Origin of the sequence: Exiguobacterium sp. 8H (genome assembly GCF_902506255.1) — a bacterium.
Classification (GTDB): domain Bacteria; phylum Bacillota; class Bacilli; order Exiguobacteriales; family Exiguobacteriaceae; genus Exiguobacterium; species Exiguobacterium profundum.
In genome coordinates this window covers 214,079-229,053 of sequence record NZ_LR733429.1, presented here as the reverse complement: position 1 = coordinate 229,053, position 14,975 = coordinate 214,079, and the positions used below count along the sequence as shown (strand labels likewise).

Below are 14,975 nucleotides of genomic sequence, written 5' to 3'. Positions count from 1 at the left end.
ATTTACCCACGAAATACTGTTATCACGCCAAAAAGGGCCGCCCTTTATCAGGCAGCCCTCGATTTATAGTTGTTGACGTTGTAACAGGTTCGTGAAGACGCCACCTTTTTGACTGAGTTCTTCGTGCGTTCCATCTTCTACGATTCCTTCTGCCGTCACGACAAGAATCCGGTCGGCATTCCTTACAGTCGCTAAACGGTGCGCGATGATGAGCGTCGTTCGATTTGCTGCCAGTTCATTTAATGAATCCTGAATGATGGCCTCGGTCTCCGTATCGAGCGCCGAGGTCGCCTCATCGAGTATTAAAATCGGCGGATTTTTCAAAAACATACGCGCAATGGCGATGCGTTGTTTCTGACCTCCGGAGAGTTTTAGTCCACGCTCTCCGATTTGTGTATCAAGACCGTGCTCGAGCTCTTCGACGAGCGTGCCGAGATGTGCTTTTTCCACCGCATGCATGATCTCTGCATCGGTCGCATCCAGTTTCCCGTAAGCAATGTTCTCCCGTAGCGTACCCGCAAATAAGAAGACGTCTTGTTGCACAATTCCGATTTGACGACGTAAACTTTCTTTCGTCATGTCCCGGATATCCATGCCGTCAATCGAGATGGCACCCTTTGTGACGTCATAAAAACGTGGAATGAGTGAACAGATGGTTGTCTTTCCAGCCCCGCTCGTCCCGACTAAGGCCACAGTCGTCCCTGCCTCGATCGACAAATCAATATCTGTCAACACTTGACGGTAGTCTGAATAGCCGAATGAGACGTCGTCGAAGACGACATCACCTGTCAACGTTTCGACCTCGGTCGCATCCGCTCGGTTCTCAATGTCCGGCTCTTCATCAAGCAACTGCGTGAATCGTTTGAACCCTGCCATCCCTTTCGGATACATCTCGAGGAGCGCCGTGATCTTTTCAATCGGCTTAATGAGTAAATTCATGTACAAGATGAAGCCGACGAGTTGTCCGTACGATAACTGTCCTTCATACGTCAAGTACGCCCCGTATACAAGGACGAGCAACGTCATAAGACGCGTCGTGATATAAATACCTGCGAGTGACGTACTCATGACGCGATACGCTTCAATCTTCGAGCCGCGATAGAAGTTGTTGTCTTTTTGGAAACGCCCGATTTCGAACGCCTCGTTCGTAAACGATTGGACGACGCGTGCCCCGGACACACTGTCCTCGACGCGCGCGTTCACTTCCCCGATATTCGTGTACATCTTTTGCCACGCCTTGTTCATGTTCTTATTCGCATACGTGATCATGATGATGAGGAACGGTACTGCGACAACGGTGACGAGTGCGAGTTCAGGGTCGATCGAGAACATGATCCCGAACGCACCGAGTAACGTCATGATGGCGATAAAGAAGTCTTCCGGTCCATGGTGCGCCACTTCCCCGATATCGAACAAGTCGTTCGTGACCCTGCTCATCAAATGGCCGGTCTTATGATTGTCAAAGAAGCGGAAGGACTGTTTATGGATATGCGTGAACAACTCTTCTCGCATGTCCGTCTCGATGTTGATGCCGAGCTTATGTCCCCAGTAGTTGACGACGTACTGCATCATCATGGCCAATATGTATAGAATCAACAGACCGATGCTGACGATGATAATCCAGTTCCATTCCCCACCCGGCAACAAGTCGTCGATGAACCATTGAACGGCAAGCGGAAATCCAAGTTCAAGCAGTCCGACGAGAATTGCGAATGAAAAATCGAGTAGGAATAACTTTTTATGTGGTCGATAATAACTAAAAAAACGTGAAATCATTCTCTCTTCCCCCTTCTCTTCATTAAGTGTACGCTTTTTTCCGAAAGGTGGAAAACAGGATGCATCCCTTTTTCATTCTTTTTTCAAACGGCGTATAATAAAAGTAAGGAGTGATACACATGCATGTACACATTACAGATCGTGCCCTCGAACGAATCGAGTCATTGAAAGGCGAACGCGAAGGACAGATGCACCTCTTTTACGAGACAGAAGGTTGTGGTTGTGGGAACAGCGGAATCTTTGAGATTCGATACGTAACCGAGACGACTCCGGAAGACGTTGAAATCGAATCAAACATCGGACCAATCTTAATCAAAAACTGGACAAAAGTGTTTTTAGATGAACAGATGAAAATCGATTTCCTCGAAGACCGTCGTACGCTCGTCTTGAAGAGTGACGGCCAAGTGTTCAATTCGAATCTACTCGTGACGGACGGCACAGGATGTCAGTTGAACGTTCCGAGCCGATGAAACAGACACTGAAACAACATCCGAGACTTTTCATTCTCTTTTTCGTGAGTTTCGGGCTCGGGCTACTTGGAATCTATCTGGCGTTTATCGATTCGGTCTATACGACGTCCGCCGTCATCGCCTCGCTGTTTGCCTTTGGTTTCGCGTTGCAGCGAACAGCGAAATATATGCAGCGAGAAGAGGATAAACGTTAACAAGAGGATGTGTTCCAATTAAATATCTACCATCTCGTGTTGAATCCAAAATCCGTTTCACACATACAAAAAACGAGGATTGCCATGGCAACCCTCGTTTTTTATGCTTATTTTTTCTCTTTTATTGCCGTACGAATCGATAACTCTTCGAGTTGCGCGTCCGCGACAGGGCTCGGTGCTTGCGTCAAGAGACAGCTTGCCGAAGCCGTTTTCGGGAAGGCGATTGTGTCGCGAAGGTTCGAACGACCTGCAAGAATCATGACGAGACGGTCGAGACCGAGTGCGATTCCCGCATGTGGCGGTGTACCGTATTCGAACGCTTCAAGCAAGAAGCCGAACTGTTCAACCGCTTCTTCTTGTGTGAAACCAAGCAATTTGAACATGCGCTCTTGAATGTCACGCTCATAAATACGCTGTGAACCGCCACCGAGTTCGTAACCGTTCAAGACGAGGTCATACGCAACCGCGCGTACACTTGCCGGATCTGTCTCGAGAAGATGGAGGTCTTCACGGTTTGGCATCGTGAACGGATGGTGGTTCGCATAGAAGCGACCGTCTTCTTCTTCAAACGTTACGAGTGGGAAGTCCGTTACCCAAAGGAAGTTGAACTTCGACTCGTCGATGAGACCAAGTTCGTGACCGAGCTTGACGCGGAGTGCGCCAAGGCTGTCTGCAACGACAGTTGGTTTCGATGCGACGAAGAGAAGAAGGTCACCTGCTTCTGCATCTGTGGCTTCAATTAGCTTCTGTGCGTATGTCTCATCAAAGAACTTCGCGATTGGACCGTTCAAGCCTTCCGCTGTCACTTTGAGCCATGCGAGACCTTTCGCACCGTACACCGCCGTGAACTCTTGAAGCTTGTCGATGTCTTTACGTGAGAAGTTGTCCGCCTCACCTTTGACGTTGATCGCCTTGACTTGCCCGTTTGATTCGAGTGCTGCATCGAACACTTTAAAGCCAGCACCTTTCACAGCGTCTGCCACGTCGATGAGTTCGAGACCGAAGCGCGTGTCCGGCTTATCCGAACCAAAACGACGCATCGCTTCCGCGTGTGTCATCCGCTCGAACTTCGCTGGTGTGTCCGTACGACCGAGCGTCGATTCCATGACTTGTCCCATCATCGATTCCATCATCGCCATCAAGTCTTCGATGTCCATGAAGCTCGTTTCGATGTCGACTTGTGTGAATTCAGGTTGACGGTCTGCACGAAGGTCCTCGTCACGGAAGCAGCGTGCGATTTGGAAGTAACGGTCAAATCCTGCGACCATGAGCAACTGTTTGAAGAGCTGTGGTGATTGTGGAAGTGCATAGAACTCACCACCGTGGACACGGCTCGGTACGAGATAGTCACGTGCGCCTTCTGGCGTCGACTTCGTCAAAATCGGTGTTTCGACTTCAAGGAACTCTTGCTCCGTCAAGAAGTTACGAATCGTGTTCGACGTTTTCGAGCGGAGACGGAACGTCTCTTGGAGCGCCGGACGACGAAGGTCGAGGTAACGGTATTTGAGACGCAGGTCTTCTGAAACGTTTTCCGCTTCGTCACCGATTGGGATTGGTGTCATCTTCGCAGCGTTTAAGATGTTGATCTCTGAAGCGATGACTTCGATATTTCCTGTCGGCAAGTTCGGGTTCTTGTTCTCACGCTCGAGAACCGTCCCTTTCACGTCGAGGACGAACTCACTACGAATCGTCTCCGCGAGTTGGTGGACCGCTTCGTTCTCTGGGCGAACGACGACTTGGACGATCCCTGTGCGGTCACGAAGATCGATGAAGATGAGACCTCCGAGGTCACGACGTTTTTGTACCCATCCTTTTAATTGTACTTCCTGGCCGATGAGTGACTCTGTCACGCGGCCGTTCATATGTGTGCGTCCGATCATTGTCCTGCTCCTTCCGATAGTTCACGAATTTTGTCTGCGACGGCCGAGAGTGGCACGTCGACTTGTTCACCAGTCGTCATATCTTTCAAGGCGGCTGACCCTCGTTCGACTTCGTCATCCCCTAAGATGACTGTGAACTTGGCTTTCAGACGGTCCGCCTGTTTGAATTGTCCTTTGAACTTGCGTCCTTGGTAATCACGGTCTGCTTTGAACCCTTCCATGCGGAGGAGTTGTAGGAGGCGTGTCGCCGTCAATTCGACTTCTTTTCCGCCTTGGGCGACGATGAAGACATCAAGTCCTGTCTCGAGTTCAGGTAGGACTCCTTCATTCTCTAATGCGAGGATGAGACGCTCCAACCCGATTCCAAAACCGATTCCCGGCATGTCCGGTCCGCCGATATCTTGTACGAGACCGTTATAGCGTCCGCCGCCACAAAGCGTCGTGATGGCTCCGAATCCTTCTGCCTCAGACATGATTTCAAACGCAGTGTGCGTGTAGTAATCGAGTCCACGGACGAGCGTCGGGTCGACTTCATAGGCGACACCAAGTGCATCGAGTTGTGCGAGCACTTGGTCGAAATAGGCCTTCGACTCTTCGTTCAAATATTCAAGAATCGACGGTGCCGTCTTCATCGACGGGTGATCGCGGTCGACCTTACAATCCAAGATGCGAAGCGGATTCTTATACAAGCGTGACTGACAGTCTTGGCAAAGTTCGCCTGCCACCGGCTCAAAGTGACGGATGAGCGCATCGCGGTGGGCGTTGCGGCTTTCCGCGTCCCCAAGCGAGTTGACGACGACTTTGATTTTCTGAAGTCCGAACGACTTGTAAATCGAATAGGCGAGGCTGATGACCTCAGCGTCAACGGCCGGGTCGCTACTGCCGATCGCTTCGACACCGTATTGGTGAAGCTGACGGAAGCGACCTTTCTGCGGACGCTCATAGCGGAACATCGGTCCCATGTAGTAGAGCTTCGTCGGTTGATCCGGATTTCCGAACAGTTTGTTCGTCACGAACGCACGAACGACAGATGCCGTCCCTTCTGGGCGAAGCGTGTACTCGTCTTTTCCTTTCTTCACGAGCGTGAACATCTCTTTTTGGACGATGTCCGTCGTTTCCCCGACACTGCGTGTGAACAGGTTCGTTGTTTCAAAGATTGGTGTGCGGATCTCTTTATAGTTATAACGGGCGCTCATGTCGCGAAGCTTTTCTTCGACATATTGCCACGTCTCGACCGTGCCCGGAAGCAGGTCTTGTGTACCGCGTGGTGCTTTCATCATCACATTTCCCTCCTTAAAAATACAAAAAGGCCCTCGTCCGCAAAGGGACGAGAGCCTGTGTCAGTTTCCCGTGGTACCACCCTCGTTGCAGAGCCATCACTTGAAACTCTGCCACTCGAAATCGGTTAACGCCCGATGAAACGGCTCCCCCTACTCGCTTTCAAGGGAGCACCTCCAAAGTGTCGTTCGGGTCATCATCCAGTCGATGCTTTCAGCCAAGGCATCGCTCTCTTTGCTGGTGGGTTGACCGTACTCTTCTTTATCTTAGGTGTTTGACTATATGCTTCATGATGCCGAATCAAGCCGGCATCTGTCAAGCGTTTTTTTCGAGCATGAGTGTGACCGGTCCGTCATTGACGAGGGCGACGTCCATCATCGCTCCGAAGCGTCCCGTCTCTACGACGAGCCCATTCGACCGGAGTCGCTCATTGAATTTTTCATAAAGCGTCTCGGCCATATCCGGTTTTGCGGCCTTTGTAAAAGCAGGTCGCCGCCCTTTCATCGTGTCTCCATATAAAGTGAACTGAGAGACAGATAAAATTTGTCCGGACACGTCTTGAATCGATAAGTTCATCTTTTCTTGATCGTCCTCGAAGACGCGAAGTCCGGTCACCTTGTCGGCGAGCCAGTTCACTTCCTCTTCTGTATCTTCATGTGTCACACCGACGAGAAGCAAGTACCCGGCGTTGATTGCTCCGACGACTTCTTCCTCGACTGTGACTGATGCTTCTTTCACTCGTTGCAATAATACACGCACGTTCCTCTTCCTTTCGTCACGTCATCATGACTCGGCTGACCGAATACACGTCTGAGATTTGTTTGATGCGCTCGACGACTTTCTGCAAATGGTTCACGTTCGGAATCGAGATGGTCATCGAGATGCGGGCCTGTTTGTTTTGGTCGCCCCGACCACTGACGGCCACGATATTCGTATTCGTCGCCGATACTGCTTGAAGGACGTCGTTTAAGAGACCTGAGCGATCATATCCTGTGATTTCGATGTCGACGTTATAGTTCTTCTCTTTCGCTTGTCCGACTTCCCATTCGACGTCAAGGAGACGCTCTGGGTGTTGTTCGTTGACAATGTTCAAGCAGTCTTTCCGGTGAATTGAGACACCGCGTCCACGGGTGATGTATCCGACGATTTCATCCCCCGGTACCGGGTTACAACAACGGCTCATGCGAACGAGCATGTTGTCGATGCCTTTGACCGTCACGCCCGCTTCCGTCGTTTTCTTCTTCGGTGCCTGACTGACTTTCAATTCGCTGATGGCTTCCGACAGTTCGAGTTTCGGTTCTTTCCGCTGCTTCTCCGTCAACTTATGTGCGACTTGTGCTGCAGTGATGCCTTGATAACCGACAGCGGCGTACATCTCTTCCTCGTTCCCGAAGTTGAACTTCTCGACGACGATACTGAGTGCAGGTTCATCGATAATCTCTTTCGGTTCAAAACCAAGTTTCTTAATTTCTGCTTCGACGAGATCTTTCCCTTTCTCGACGTTTTCTTCACGTTGCTGACGTTTGAACCATTGACGAATCTTGTTCTTCGCCTGGCTTGAAACAGCGAGCTTCAACCAATCCTTACTCGGTCCGTAACTATGCTTCGACGTGATGATTTCGATGATGTCTCCAGTCTCGAGTTTGTAGTCGAGCGGTACCATCCGGCCGTTCACTTTCGCACCCGTCATCCGGTGCCCGATCTCCGTATGAATCCGGTACGCATAGTCAATCGGGACTGAGCCCTTCGGCAACTCGAATACGTCTCCTTTTGGTGTGAAGACGTACAGCATGTCGCTAAAGAAATCGACTTTGAGGGATTCCATGAATTCCTCGGCATCCGTCGTATCCTTTTGAAGTTCAAGAATCTCACGAAGATGGGCGATCTTCTCGTCGAATCCGTTCGTCGAGACGTTTTTCCCTTCTTTATACGCCCAGTGTGCCGCAATCCCGAACTCAGCGATGAAATGCATGTCTTTCGTCCGAATTTGGACTTCGAGCGGCTCACCTTTCGGTCCAATCACTGTCGTATGGAGCGACTGATACATGTTCGGTTTCGGCATAGCGATATAATCTTTGAAACGTCCCGGCATCGGCTTGTACTGGGTGTGGATGATCCCGAGTACCGCATAACAATCACGAATCGAATCGACGATAATGCGGACCGCCATCAAATCGTAAATTTCATTGAACTCTTTTTTATGCTTCACCATCTTATTGTAGATGGAATAGATATGTTTCGGTCGACCGTTCACGTCGGCATCGATATGCACTTCCTCAAGAACCCCGTTCACTTCCGTGATGACAGAGGTGACGAGTGCTTCCCGTTCCGTCCGTTTCTGTTTCATCATCGAGACGATCTTATAGTATTGCTGTGGGTTGATATAACGTAACGAAATATCCTCGAGCTCCCACTTGATTGTCGAAATCCCCATCCGGTGTGCGAGAGGCGCAAAGATTTCAAGCGTCTCTTCCGCTTTTTGGACTTGTTTCTCTTTCGGCATATGCTGCAGTGTCCGCATATTGTGGAGCCGGTCCGCAAGTTTGATCAAGATCACGCGCACGTCTTCTGCCATGGCGATAATCATCTTCCGGTGGTTTTCAGCAAGTTCTTCTTTTTTCGATTTATATTTAATCTTACCAAGTTTCGTGACGCCATCGACGAGCATGGCCACGTCTGGACCAAAATCGTCCGTCAATTGCTGTAACGAAACATCCGTATCTTCGACAACATCATGCAAGAGCGCTCCAATAATCGTTGTGGCGTCTAAGCCGATATCAACGAGAATGCCGGCCACTTGGACCGGATGGAGAATATAGGGCTCGCCCGAACGTCGGAACTGACCGGTATGATGAAGTTTTGCGTATTCGTAAGCGCGTTTCACTTCGGCTATATCGTCGTCACCCATATACTCCCCGAGCGCGTCGAGAAGATCCTCAATACTTACGATTTGTTTTTTGGTCATAACATTCGACACCCTTTTTCTAACCGCTCCAATCGCCTCGGATTCGTCGCAGCATGGTAGTAGTTTGTATTCAAGATTCTGTGATTTTTATAACCATTATCGAAAAAATCTGACGACCTGTCAAAGGTTGTAGGTTATTTTCCTTAAAAACTATTCAAAAACGGGAAGCATATCGCTTCCCGTTCAAATTAGTCTTCGTAGCGGATGAGTGAGAACACGTCGTATCCTTCAAGACGCTCACGTCCACCAAGTCCGTCGAGTTCGATCAAGAACCCGATTCCTGCCACAACACCACCGAGTTGTTCAATCATTTTAATCGTTGCTTCAATCGTACCACCTGTTGCGAGCAAGTCATCCAAGATGACGACTTGTTGTCCAGGTTTGATTGAATCTTTGTGCATCGTTAAAATGTCCGTTCCATACTCAAGACCGTATGAAACTCGTACTGTCTCACGTGGTAACTTTCCTTCTTTACGTACTGGTACAAACCCGAGTTCGAGCGCATACGCTGCCGGGCAACCGACGACGAATCCGCGTGCTTCCGGACCAGCGATCAACTCCGCTCCACGTTCACGTGCATAAACGACGAGCTCATCTACTGCTTTCTTGTAGACTTCGCCATCTTGCATGAGTGACGTGATATCTTTGAAGCTGATTCCTTCCTTCGGGTAATCTGCTACTTCTTTAATATGCTGTTTGAAATCCATTTTATGTGTATGCCTCCTGCATCTTGTTCGATCGCAACGATTGTAACCGCTCTTTGAGCTCCGCCAATGACGCGTATACGAAACGCTCTTCGAGTTGTTGGCGCCCAATCCGGCGTTGATAGCACGGCGCCTCGGTCAAATCGCGTTTCGGTGCTTCTGGATTGACTCCAGGCAGTCCGTCTTCCATTGTAACAAGAAATTCGAGTTCAGAGAATACTTGATGCATAAATTGAATCGTATTTTTTGACCATTTTCGCTCTTTTGACAGACGAATCAGGTTTTCACGTAGATTTTTCCGTTCGCATGTTGCCATATGGACATAATACGTTCGGAAATCCTCACGGGACGGAAGACGTTCAAAGAACGAGTCTCCTTGACCGAAGGCACAATAAATGCGTTCAATCCCCTCATGAAGTTTTTCTGCGAGCACCTCTTCATCGTCCGGAAGATCGAGCAGAACGACGAAACGGTTGAGCGGTTCATCTCCTTCATGGAGTGGAAAATCTTCGTTCGTCCCTTGGAAAGATAAAAATGACGTCTGTTCTTTCGGCAAATCTTTCAACTCTTGCATTGATTTTTTCTTCCCACGATAGTCAAACACTTGGAAGTCATCGACCCGTAAATCTTGAATCATGAGCTGCGGTTTACGCATTCCGTTCCATTCGTTGACTTGAAGACTTCCCATCACCGAGATATGAGCCATCTTTGAAATCTCTGAAACGACGTGCCCGAATCCAAATCCGATGCCATCGAGCTCACGCTTGTCTCCGGCGAGCTGTACTTTCAAATGCGTGGCATCCCGTCCGATTTGGCGAATATCTCGCAGTTTCGCATCTGCGACGACGACACGAGGGGATGGGTTCCCCATACCAAACGGCGCGAGCTTTCCGATTTCTGAGATCAAGTCGAGCGAGACGTCGTTGACGGAGAGTTTCAAGTCGACGTTCACCCGTGGCACAAACACGTCATCAGGGATAGAATCCGCTTGACGGTTCAGCCGCTCTCGTAGTTCGGCGACATGTTCCGACTGAAGGGTCATCCCGGCGGCAGCGGGGTGCCCACCAAAGTGTGGCAAAATATCTTCATTCTTCGAAAGTTCCTTGAAGAGATCAAACCCTTCAATCGAACGACCCGATCCTTTCGCCTTACCCGTCTCAGGGTCGTGGCAAAGGAGGATGACTGGACGATAGTACGCCTCGACGAGACGAGATGCGACAATCCCGACAACTCCAGGATTCCACTTCTCACTTGCCACGACGAGTACACGGTCCTCGGTCATCGATGCTTCGACGAGTTCTTTCGCTTCAGCAGCGATTGTCTTGACGATGTCTTGACGTTCTTTGTTTTGCTTATCGAGCTGTTTTGCGAGCTCGAGCGCTTCCTCGACATGTTCAGCCAGGAGCATTTGTAATGCCGGCATCGCTGAATCGAGTCGACCTGCGGCATTGATGCGTGGACCGAACGCGAAACCGACCGACTCTTCGTTCAATACGCTGTCACCGAGACCACATACTTCACGTAATGCTAAAATACCTGGACGTTTTGAAGCCTCGAGCGCGACAATCCCCTTCTTCGCGAGCAACCGATTCTCTCCGTCGAGTGGGACGAGGTCGGCAATCGTTCCGAGGACGGCCAAATCAAGAAGTTCTTCCGGCATTCTCCCTAAAACGGCGTGCGCCACTTTGAGAGCGACTCCCGCACCGGCGAGTTTATCGTATGGATATCCCGGGTCGATATGTGGATGAATGATTGCATAGGCGTCCGGCAATGTCTCTTTCGGCTCGTGGTGGTCTGTGATGATCAAATCGACGCCAAGGTCTTTTAAGAGTGTGGCTTCTTCAATCCCGGAAATTCCACAGTCCACCGTGACGACCAAGGTGAAGCCTTCGTTCGCTGCCCATTGGAACGCTTCTTTGTTCGGTCCATAACCTTCAGTGAAACGGTTCGGGATATAACACTCGGCCATGACACCAATTTCGGTCAACGCATGCCACATGACAGATGAGGCACTGACCCCGTCGACATCATAGTCACCATAGATGAGCACCATTTCCCCGTCGTCTGCTGCCTGTTTGATGCGGGTGACGACTTTCTCCATCTGTTCAAACAAATACGGGTCATGAAAAACGAGTTCATCCTCGGCATACAAGAATGCCTTGGCCGCTTCTACGTCTTGATGACCACGCTGAACGAGCAACGTCGCCAGTTGTGCTGATATATTTAATTCGTTTTGTAAACGCGTGACGTCGTCCGGATTTGTTTCCGGATAGAGCCACTGTTTTTTCGAATGGTACATGTCCTTCACTCCAATCAATTGTAGATTATAGCAGACCGCGTGAAAGATGTGCCGTCTTGACATTTAAAAAGGTCTCCCGATTGAAGGGAGACCCACTTGTTACGCCTCTGTGACCGGCGTATCTTTTTTCTTGTTGATTGTCGTCCGTTTGATGAGGAGCCATAAATACGATGCAATGAAAATCGAAGAATACATCCCCATGAAAAGTCCGACGATGAGCGCGAGCGAGAAGCTGCGAATCGACTCGGCACCGAACGCATACAAGGCGATGGCTGTGACGAGTACCGTAATGACCGTATTCACGGACCGGACGATCGTCTCTTGAATCGACTTGTTGATGATTGACTCATAGACGTCCATCGACTTGATTTTTCGTTCCTTTTCATACGACGTGATGTTCTCACGGACCCGGTCGAACGTAACGATCGTATCGTTGACCGAGTAACCGATGATGGTCAAGATCGCGGCGATAAAGTACAAGTTGACCTCGATCCCAAATAACGAGAACGCGACAATCATGAAGAAGGCATCGTGGAGCATGGCAACCACGGTCGCGACCGCGTATGAGAATTGGAAACGGACCGTGATGTAGAGAATGATCCCGATTGAGGCGACGGCTACCGCATACAAAGCATTTTTCGCCAAGTCACGACCAACTTGAGCCGAGACGGTGCTGATATTCGGGTCGTTCCCGAACTGTTCGGTGAACGCCGTTTTGACGTTCGCGACTTCCTCTTGCCCTAATTGACCGACGAATGTGACATATGCCAAGCGACCTTCATCTGCATATTGGACGCTTGAAATCTCTTGGTCGACACCGGCATCGTTGAACGCTTGCGTGAATTCCTCTTGCGATACGCGTTCTTCCGTCAAGACTTCGACGCGTGTCCCTGAAGCAAAGTCGATTCCGAGGTTCAACCCACGGAAGAACAAGAGACCGATTCCGAGAACGACGATTGCCGTCGAAACCAAGAACATCGTGCGCATATGTTTCACGTAATTCCATTCAGTAAGCTTAAAGTTCACGGATTTCACTCTCCTTCACACCAAACCATCCTTTGCGTTTGTCGAACAGACGACTTGAGACAAGGAGGTGCATCAAATAACGTGAGATGAATACGTTCGAGATGAACGTCATCCCGATTGAGATCATGAGCATGACAGCAAATCCTTTGACCGAGCTTTGTCCGAAATAGAACAAGACCGCAGCCGAGATGAGCGTCGTCAAGTTGGCATCGATGATCGTACTGAGGGAACGACGGTTACCTGCACGGAATGCCGATAAGACCGATTTTCCAGAGCGGAGTTCGTCTTTGATTCGTTCCGCGGTAATGATGTTCGCATCGACTGCCATACCGACCCCGAGGACGAGTGCTGCAATCCCTGGAAGCGTCAATACCGCATTGATTCCGTTAAAGAACAACATGATCAAGTTGATGTACAGAACAAGCGTGATGATCGATACGAGTCCTGGGAGACGATAGAAGAACAACATGAAGAGGAATACGGCGATGATTCCGATTGTTGCGGCAAATACCGTTTCTTCTAAAGCATCTTGACCGAACTGGGCCGATACGGATGTCGAGTAAATCTCATCTAGTTTGACCGGGAGCGCCCCTGCGTTCAAGATGTCCGCAAGGCGTTGACCGCTTTCCGCGTCAATTCCACCACCTGAGATGATGGCTTTATCCGATAAGATTGGACTCGTTACCGAAGCATCTGACACAATTTTCGAGTTCTCTTTTTGAACTTCTTCTTCATATGTGTCGCCCTCTTCATAGTCGAGCCAGATGACCAGACGGTTCTCAGGAGCTGGACGTTGTGCAATCTCAGATGTCACTTCGCCAAACTTGTCGGCCGATTGGAGTGTCAGCTCAACGACCGGTTGTCCTTGTTGGTTGTAGCTGAGCGCTGCCCCACGCGGCGCCAAGTCTTTCCCATCGAGCAAGACGTTGTCGTTCACGTCACGGAATGTCAATTGTGCCGTTGACGAGAGAACCTCGCGCGCTTCGTTTTGGTTCGATACGCCCGCGAGCTGGACACGGATGCGATTGTTTTCTTCGATTCGAACGTCCGGTTCGGAAACTCCGAGGACGTTGATTCGGTTATTGATGGCGCGAACGGTTGCATTCATCGCCGACTCGTCGATGACGTCGCCATCTTCGAGCGGTTGTACTTCATACAAAACTTCGAATCCACCTTTTAAGTCGAGTCCGAGGTTCGTGTTCTTGACGACCCATGGTGTCGTGAACACTGCGAGCAGGATTGTCGCAATCATGATGATCGCAAAAATCGCAATGTTGCCTTTTTTGTACATACGACTATTTCCTTTCTAAACCACTGTTCTTGATAAAAACTTCTCTCGTTAACATTACAAATTTTCTAAACATTTATCAATCATTTTCCTAAAATTGTAACGACCTTCACGGATTGTCCGACTGAGTTTGCATATAAGACTAAATGTTGCGCATGGGCAAAACTTCATGTATGATGTAGCTAACATCAAAACATCAAAGGAGTCTTTCCATATGGACAGCACAGTTATTTATGCCTTTCTCCTTACTCTATTCGCTGGTCTAGCTACCGGAATCGGTAGTATGATCGCATTCTTTGCGAAACGGACGAACACGGCATTCCTCTCCATCTCGCTTGGATTTTCCGGAGGCGTCATGATTTACGTGTCGTTCATCGAGATTTTCCCGAAAGCGCTCGAGGAACTCGTCGGCGCACACGGAGAATATACGGGTACAATCTACACCGTCCTCGCATTCTTCGGTGGGATGTTCTTGATTGGCATGATCGATAAGTTCATTCCGAAAATGGAGAATCCACACGAAGTCAAGTTTGTCGAGTCGATGCAGAATGACCCGACAACACATGAACTCGCAACGACGACGACAAATGAAGCGGCTCCAATCAATCATCCAGAGGTACAAAATCGACTTAAAAAAATGGGGATTTTCATGGCACTCGCCATCGGGATTCACAACTTCCCAGAAGGACTTGCGACGTTCGTCTCGGCATTAGATGACCCGGCCGTCGGCTTAGCTATCGCCATCGCCATCGCCCTACACAACATTCCGGAAGGGATTGCCGTCTCCGTCCCGATTTATTATGCGACGGGCTCACGGAAGAAGGCGTTCAAGCTTTCGATGTTGTCAGGGCTTGCCGAGCCAGCTGGAGCGGCCATCGGATTCTTGTTACTCATGCCGTTCTTGAGCGACACCGTCTTCGGACTCTTGTTCGCGGCGGTCGGTGGCATCATGGTCTTCATCTCGCTTGACGAATTGCTCCCTGCCGCCCGTGAATACGGACACGCCCATCATTCAATGTATGGAATGGTTGCTGGTATGATCGTCATGGCGACAAGTCTAATCCTATTAATGTAACGAACAATGCCCTGACGCGC

10 protein-coding genes, 1 pseudogene and 1 other annotated feature are annotated in these 14,975 nt (G+C 49.7%); of the genes and pseudogenes, 3 read left to right on the top strand and 8 right to left on the bottom strand.

The window, feature by feature from the left end; genetic code table 11:
• Positions 1-63 precede the first annotated feature (63 nt).
• Positions 64-1,776, bottom strand: coding sequence for an ABC transporter ATP-binding protein (locus GVY43_RS01105; RefSeq protein ID WP_159562002.1), 1,713 nt, complete (start codon positions 1,774-1,776; stop codon positions 64-66).
• Between the two features lie 119 nt (positions 1,777-1,895).
• Between GVY43_RS01105 and GVY43_RS01100 the strand changes: the two genes are divergently transcribed.
• Both GVY43_RS01100 and GVY43_RS01095 read left to right on the top strand, forming a co-directional pair.
• Positions 1,896-2,246, top strand: a complete 351-nt coding sequence (locus tag GVY43_RS01100) for an iron-sulfur cluster biosynthesis family protein (protein WP_015881180.1) — start codon at positions 1,896-1,898, stop codon at positions 2,244-2,246.
• Positions 2,219-2,440, top strand: coding sequence for a hypothetical protein (locus GVY43_RS01095; RefSeq protein ID WP_159562001.1), 222 nt, complete (start codon positions 2,219-2,221; stop codon positions 2,438-2,440). The genes GVY43_RS01100 and GVY43_RS01095 overlap by 28 nt, the downstream gene beginning before the upstream one ends.
• A gap of 107 nt (positions 2,441-2,547) precedes the next feature.
• Here GVY43_RS01095 and aspS read toward each other — a convergent pair whose 3' ends face one another.
• The 7 genes and pseudogenes from aspS to secD form a co-directional block, all read right to left on the bottom strand.
• Positions 2,548-4,320: an aspartate--tRNA ligase gene (aspS, locus tag GVY43_RS01090; RefSeq protein WP_159562000.1), complete on the bottom strand. Its 1,773-nt coding sequence runs from the start codon at positions 4,318-4,320 to the stop codon at positions 2,548-2,550.
• Complete coding sequence (hisS, locus tag GVY43_RS01085) at positions 4,317-5,597, bottom strand: histidine--tRNA ligase (RefSeq protein ID WP_074037952.1); 1,281 nt, start codon at positions 5,595-5,597, stop codon at positions 4,317-4,319. The genes aspS and hisS overlap by 4 nt, the downstream gene beginning before the upstream one ends.
• Before the next feature lie 43 nt (positions 5,598-5,640).
• Positions 5,641-5,875: a binding site (T-box leader), on the bottom strand.
• Positions 5,876-5,913: 38 nt separating this feature from the next.
• Positions 5,914-6,357 (bottom strand): D-aminoacyl-tRNA deacylase, encoded by a 444-nt coding sequence (gene dtd / locus GVY43_RS01080; RefSeq protein ID WP_031421442.1) that lies wholly within the window; start codon positions 6,355-6,357, stop codon positions 5,914-5,916.
• A gap of 16 nt (positions 6,358-6,373) precedes the next feature.
• Positions 6,374-8,563, bottom strand: coding sequence for a bifunctional (p)ppGpp synthetase/guanosine-3',5'-bis(diphosphate) 3'-pyrophosphohydrolase (locus tag GVY43_RS01075; RefSeq protein WP_074037461.1), 2,190 nt, complete (start codon positions 8,561-8,563; stop codon positions 6,374-6,376).
• Between the two features lie 188 nt (positions 8,564-8,751).
• Positions 8,752-9,270, bottom strand: a complete 519-nt coding sequence (locus tag GVY43_RS01070; protein ID WP_074037462.1) for an adenine phosphoribosyltransferase — start codon at positions 9,268-9,270, stop codon at positions 8,752-8,754.
• A gap of 1 nt (position 9,271) precedes the next feature.
• Positions 9,272-11,566 (bottom strand): single-stranded-DNA-specific exonuclease RecJ, encoded by a 2,295-nt coding sequence (recJ, locus tag GVY43_RS01065; RefSeq protein ID WP_159561999.1) that lies wholly within the window; start codon positions 11,564-11,566, stop codon positions 9,272-9,274.
• Between the two features lie 99 nt (positions 11,567-11,665).
• Positions 11,666-13,883, bottom strand: a pseudogene (gene secD / locus GVY43_RS16120) (protein translocase subunit SecD).
• Between the two features lie 211 nt (positions 13,884-14,094).
• On the opposite strand from secD, the gene zupT reads away from it, so the two are divergent.
• On the top strand, positions 14,095-14,955 hold the full coding sequence (zupT, locus tag GVY43_RS01050; protein ID WP_074037465.1) for a zinc transporter ZupT: 861 nt from the start codon (positions 14,095-14,097) through the stop codon (positions 14,953-14,955).
• The last annotated feature ends 20 nt before the right edge of the window (positions 14,956-14,975 follow it).

Excerpts from the sequence above, each read along its gene's own strand:
- GVY43_RS01105 (WP_159562002.1), bottom strand. The coding sequence starts at position 1,776 with ATGATTTCACGTTTTTTTAGTTATTATCGACCACATAAAAAGTTATTC.
- GVY43_RS01100 (WP_015881180.1), top strand. The coding sequence starts at position 1,896 with ATGCATGTACACATTACAGATCGTGCCCTCGAACGAATCGAGTCATTG.
- GVY43_RS01095 (WP_159562001.1), top strand. The coding sequence starts at position 2,219 with ATGTCAGTTGAACGTTCCGAGCCGATGAAACAGACACTGAAACAACAT.
- aspS (WP_159562000.1), bottom strand. The coding sequence starts at position 4,320 with ATGATCGGACGCACACATATGAACGGCCGCGTGACAGAGTCACTCATC.
- hisS (WP_074037952.1), bottom strand. The coding sequence starts at position 5,597 with ATGAAAGCACCACGCGGTACACAAGACCTGCTTCCGGGCACGGTCGAG.
- GVY43_RS01075 (WP_074037461.1), bottom strand. The coding sequence starts at position 8,563 with ATGACCAAAAAACAAATCGTAAGTATTGAGGATCTTCTCGACGCGCTC.
- GVY43_RS01070 (WP_074037462.1), bottom strand. The coding sequence starts at position 9,270 with ATGGATTTCAAACAGCATATTAAAGAAGTAGCAGATTACCCGAAGGAA.
- recJ (WP_159561999.1), bottom strand. The coding sequence starts at position 11,566 with ATGTACCATTCGAAAAAACAGTGGCTCTATCCGGAAACAAATCCGGAC.
- zupT (WP_074037465.1), top strand. The coding sequence starts at position 14,095 with ATGGACAGCACAGTTATTTATGCCTTTCTCCTTACTCTATTCGCTGGT.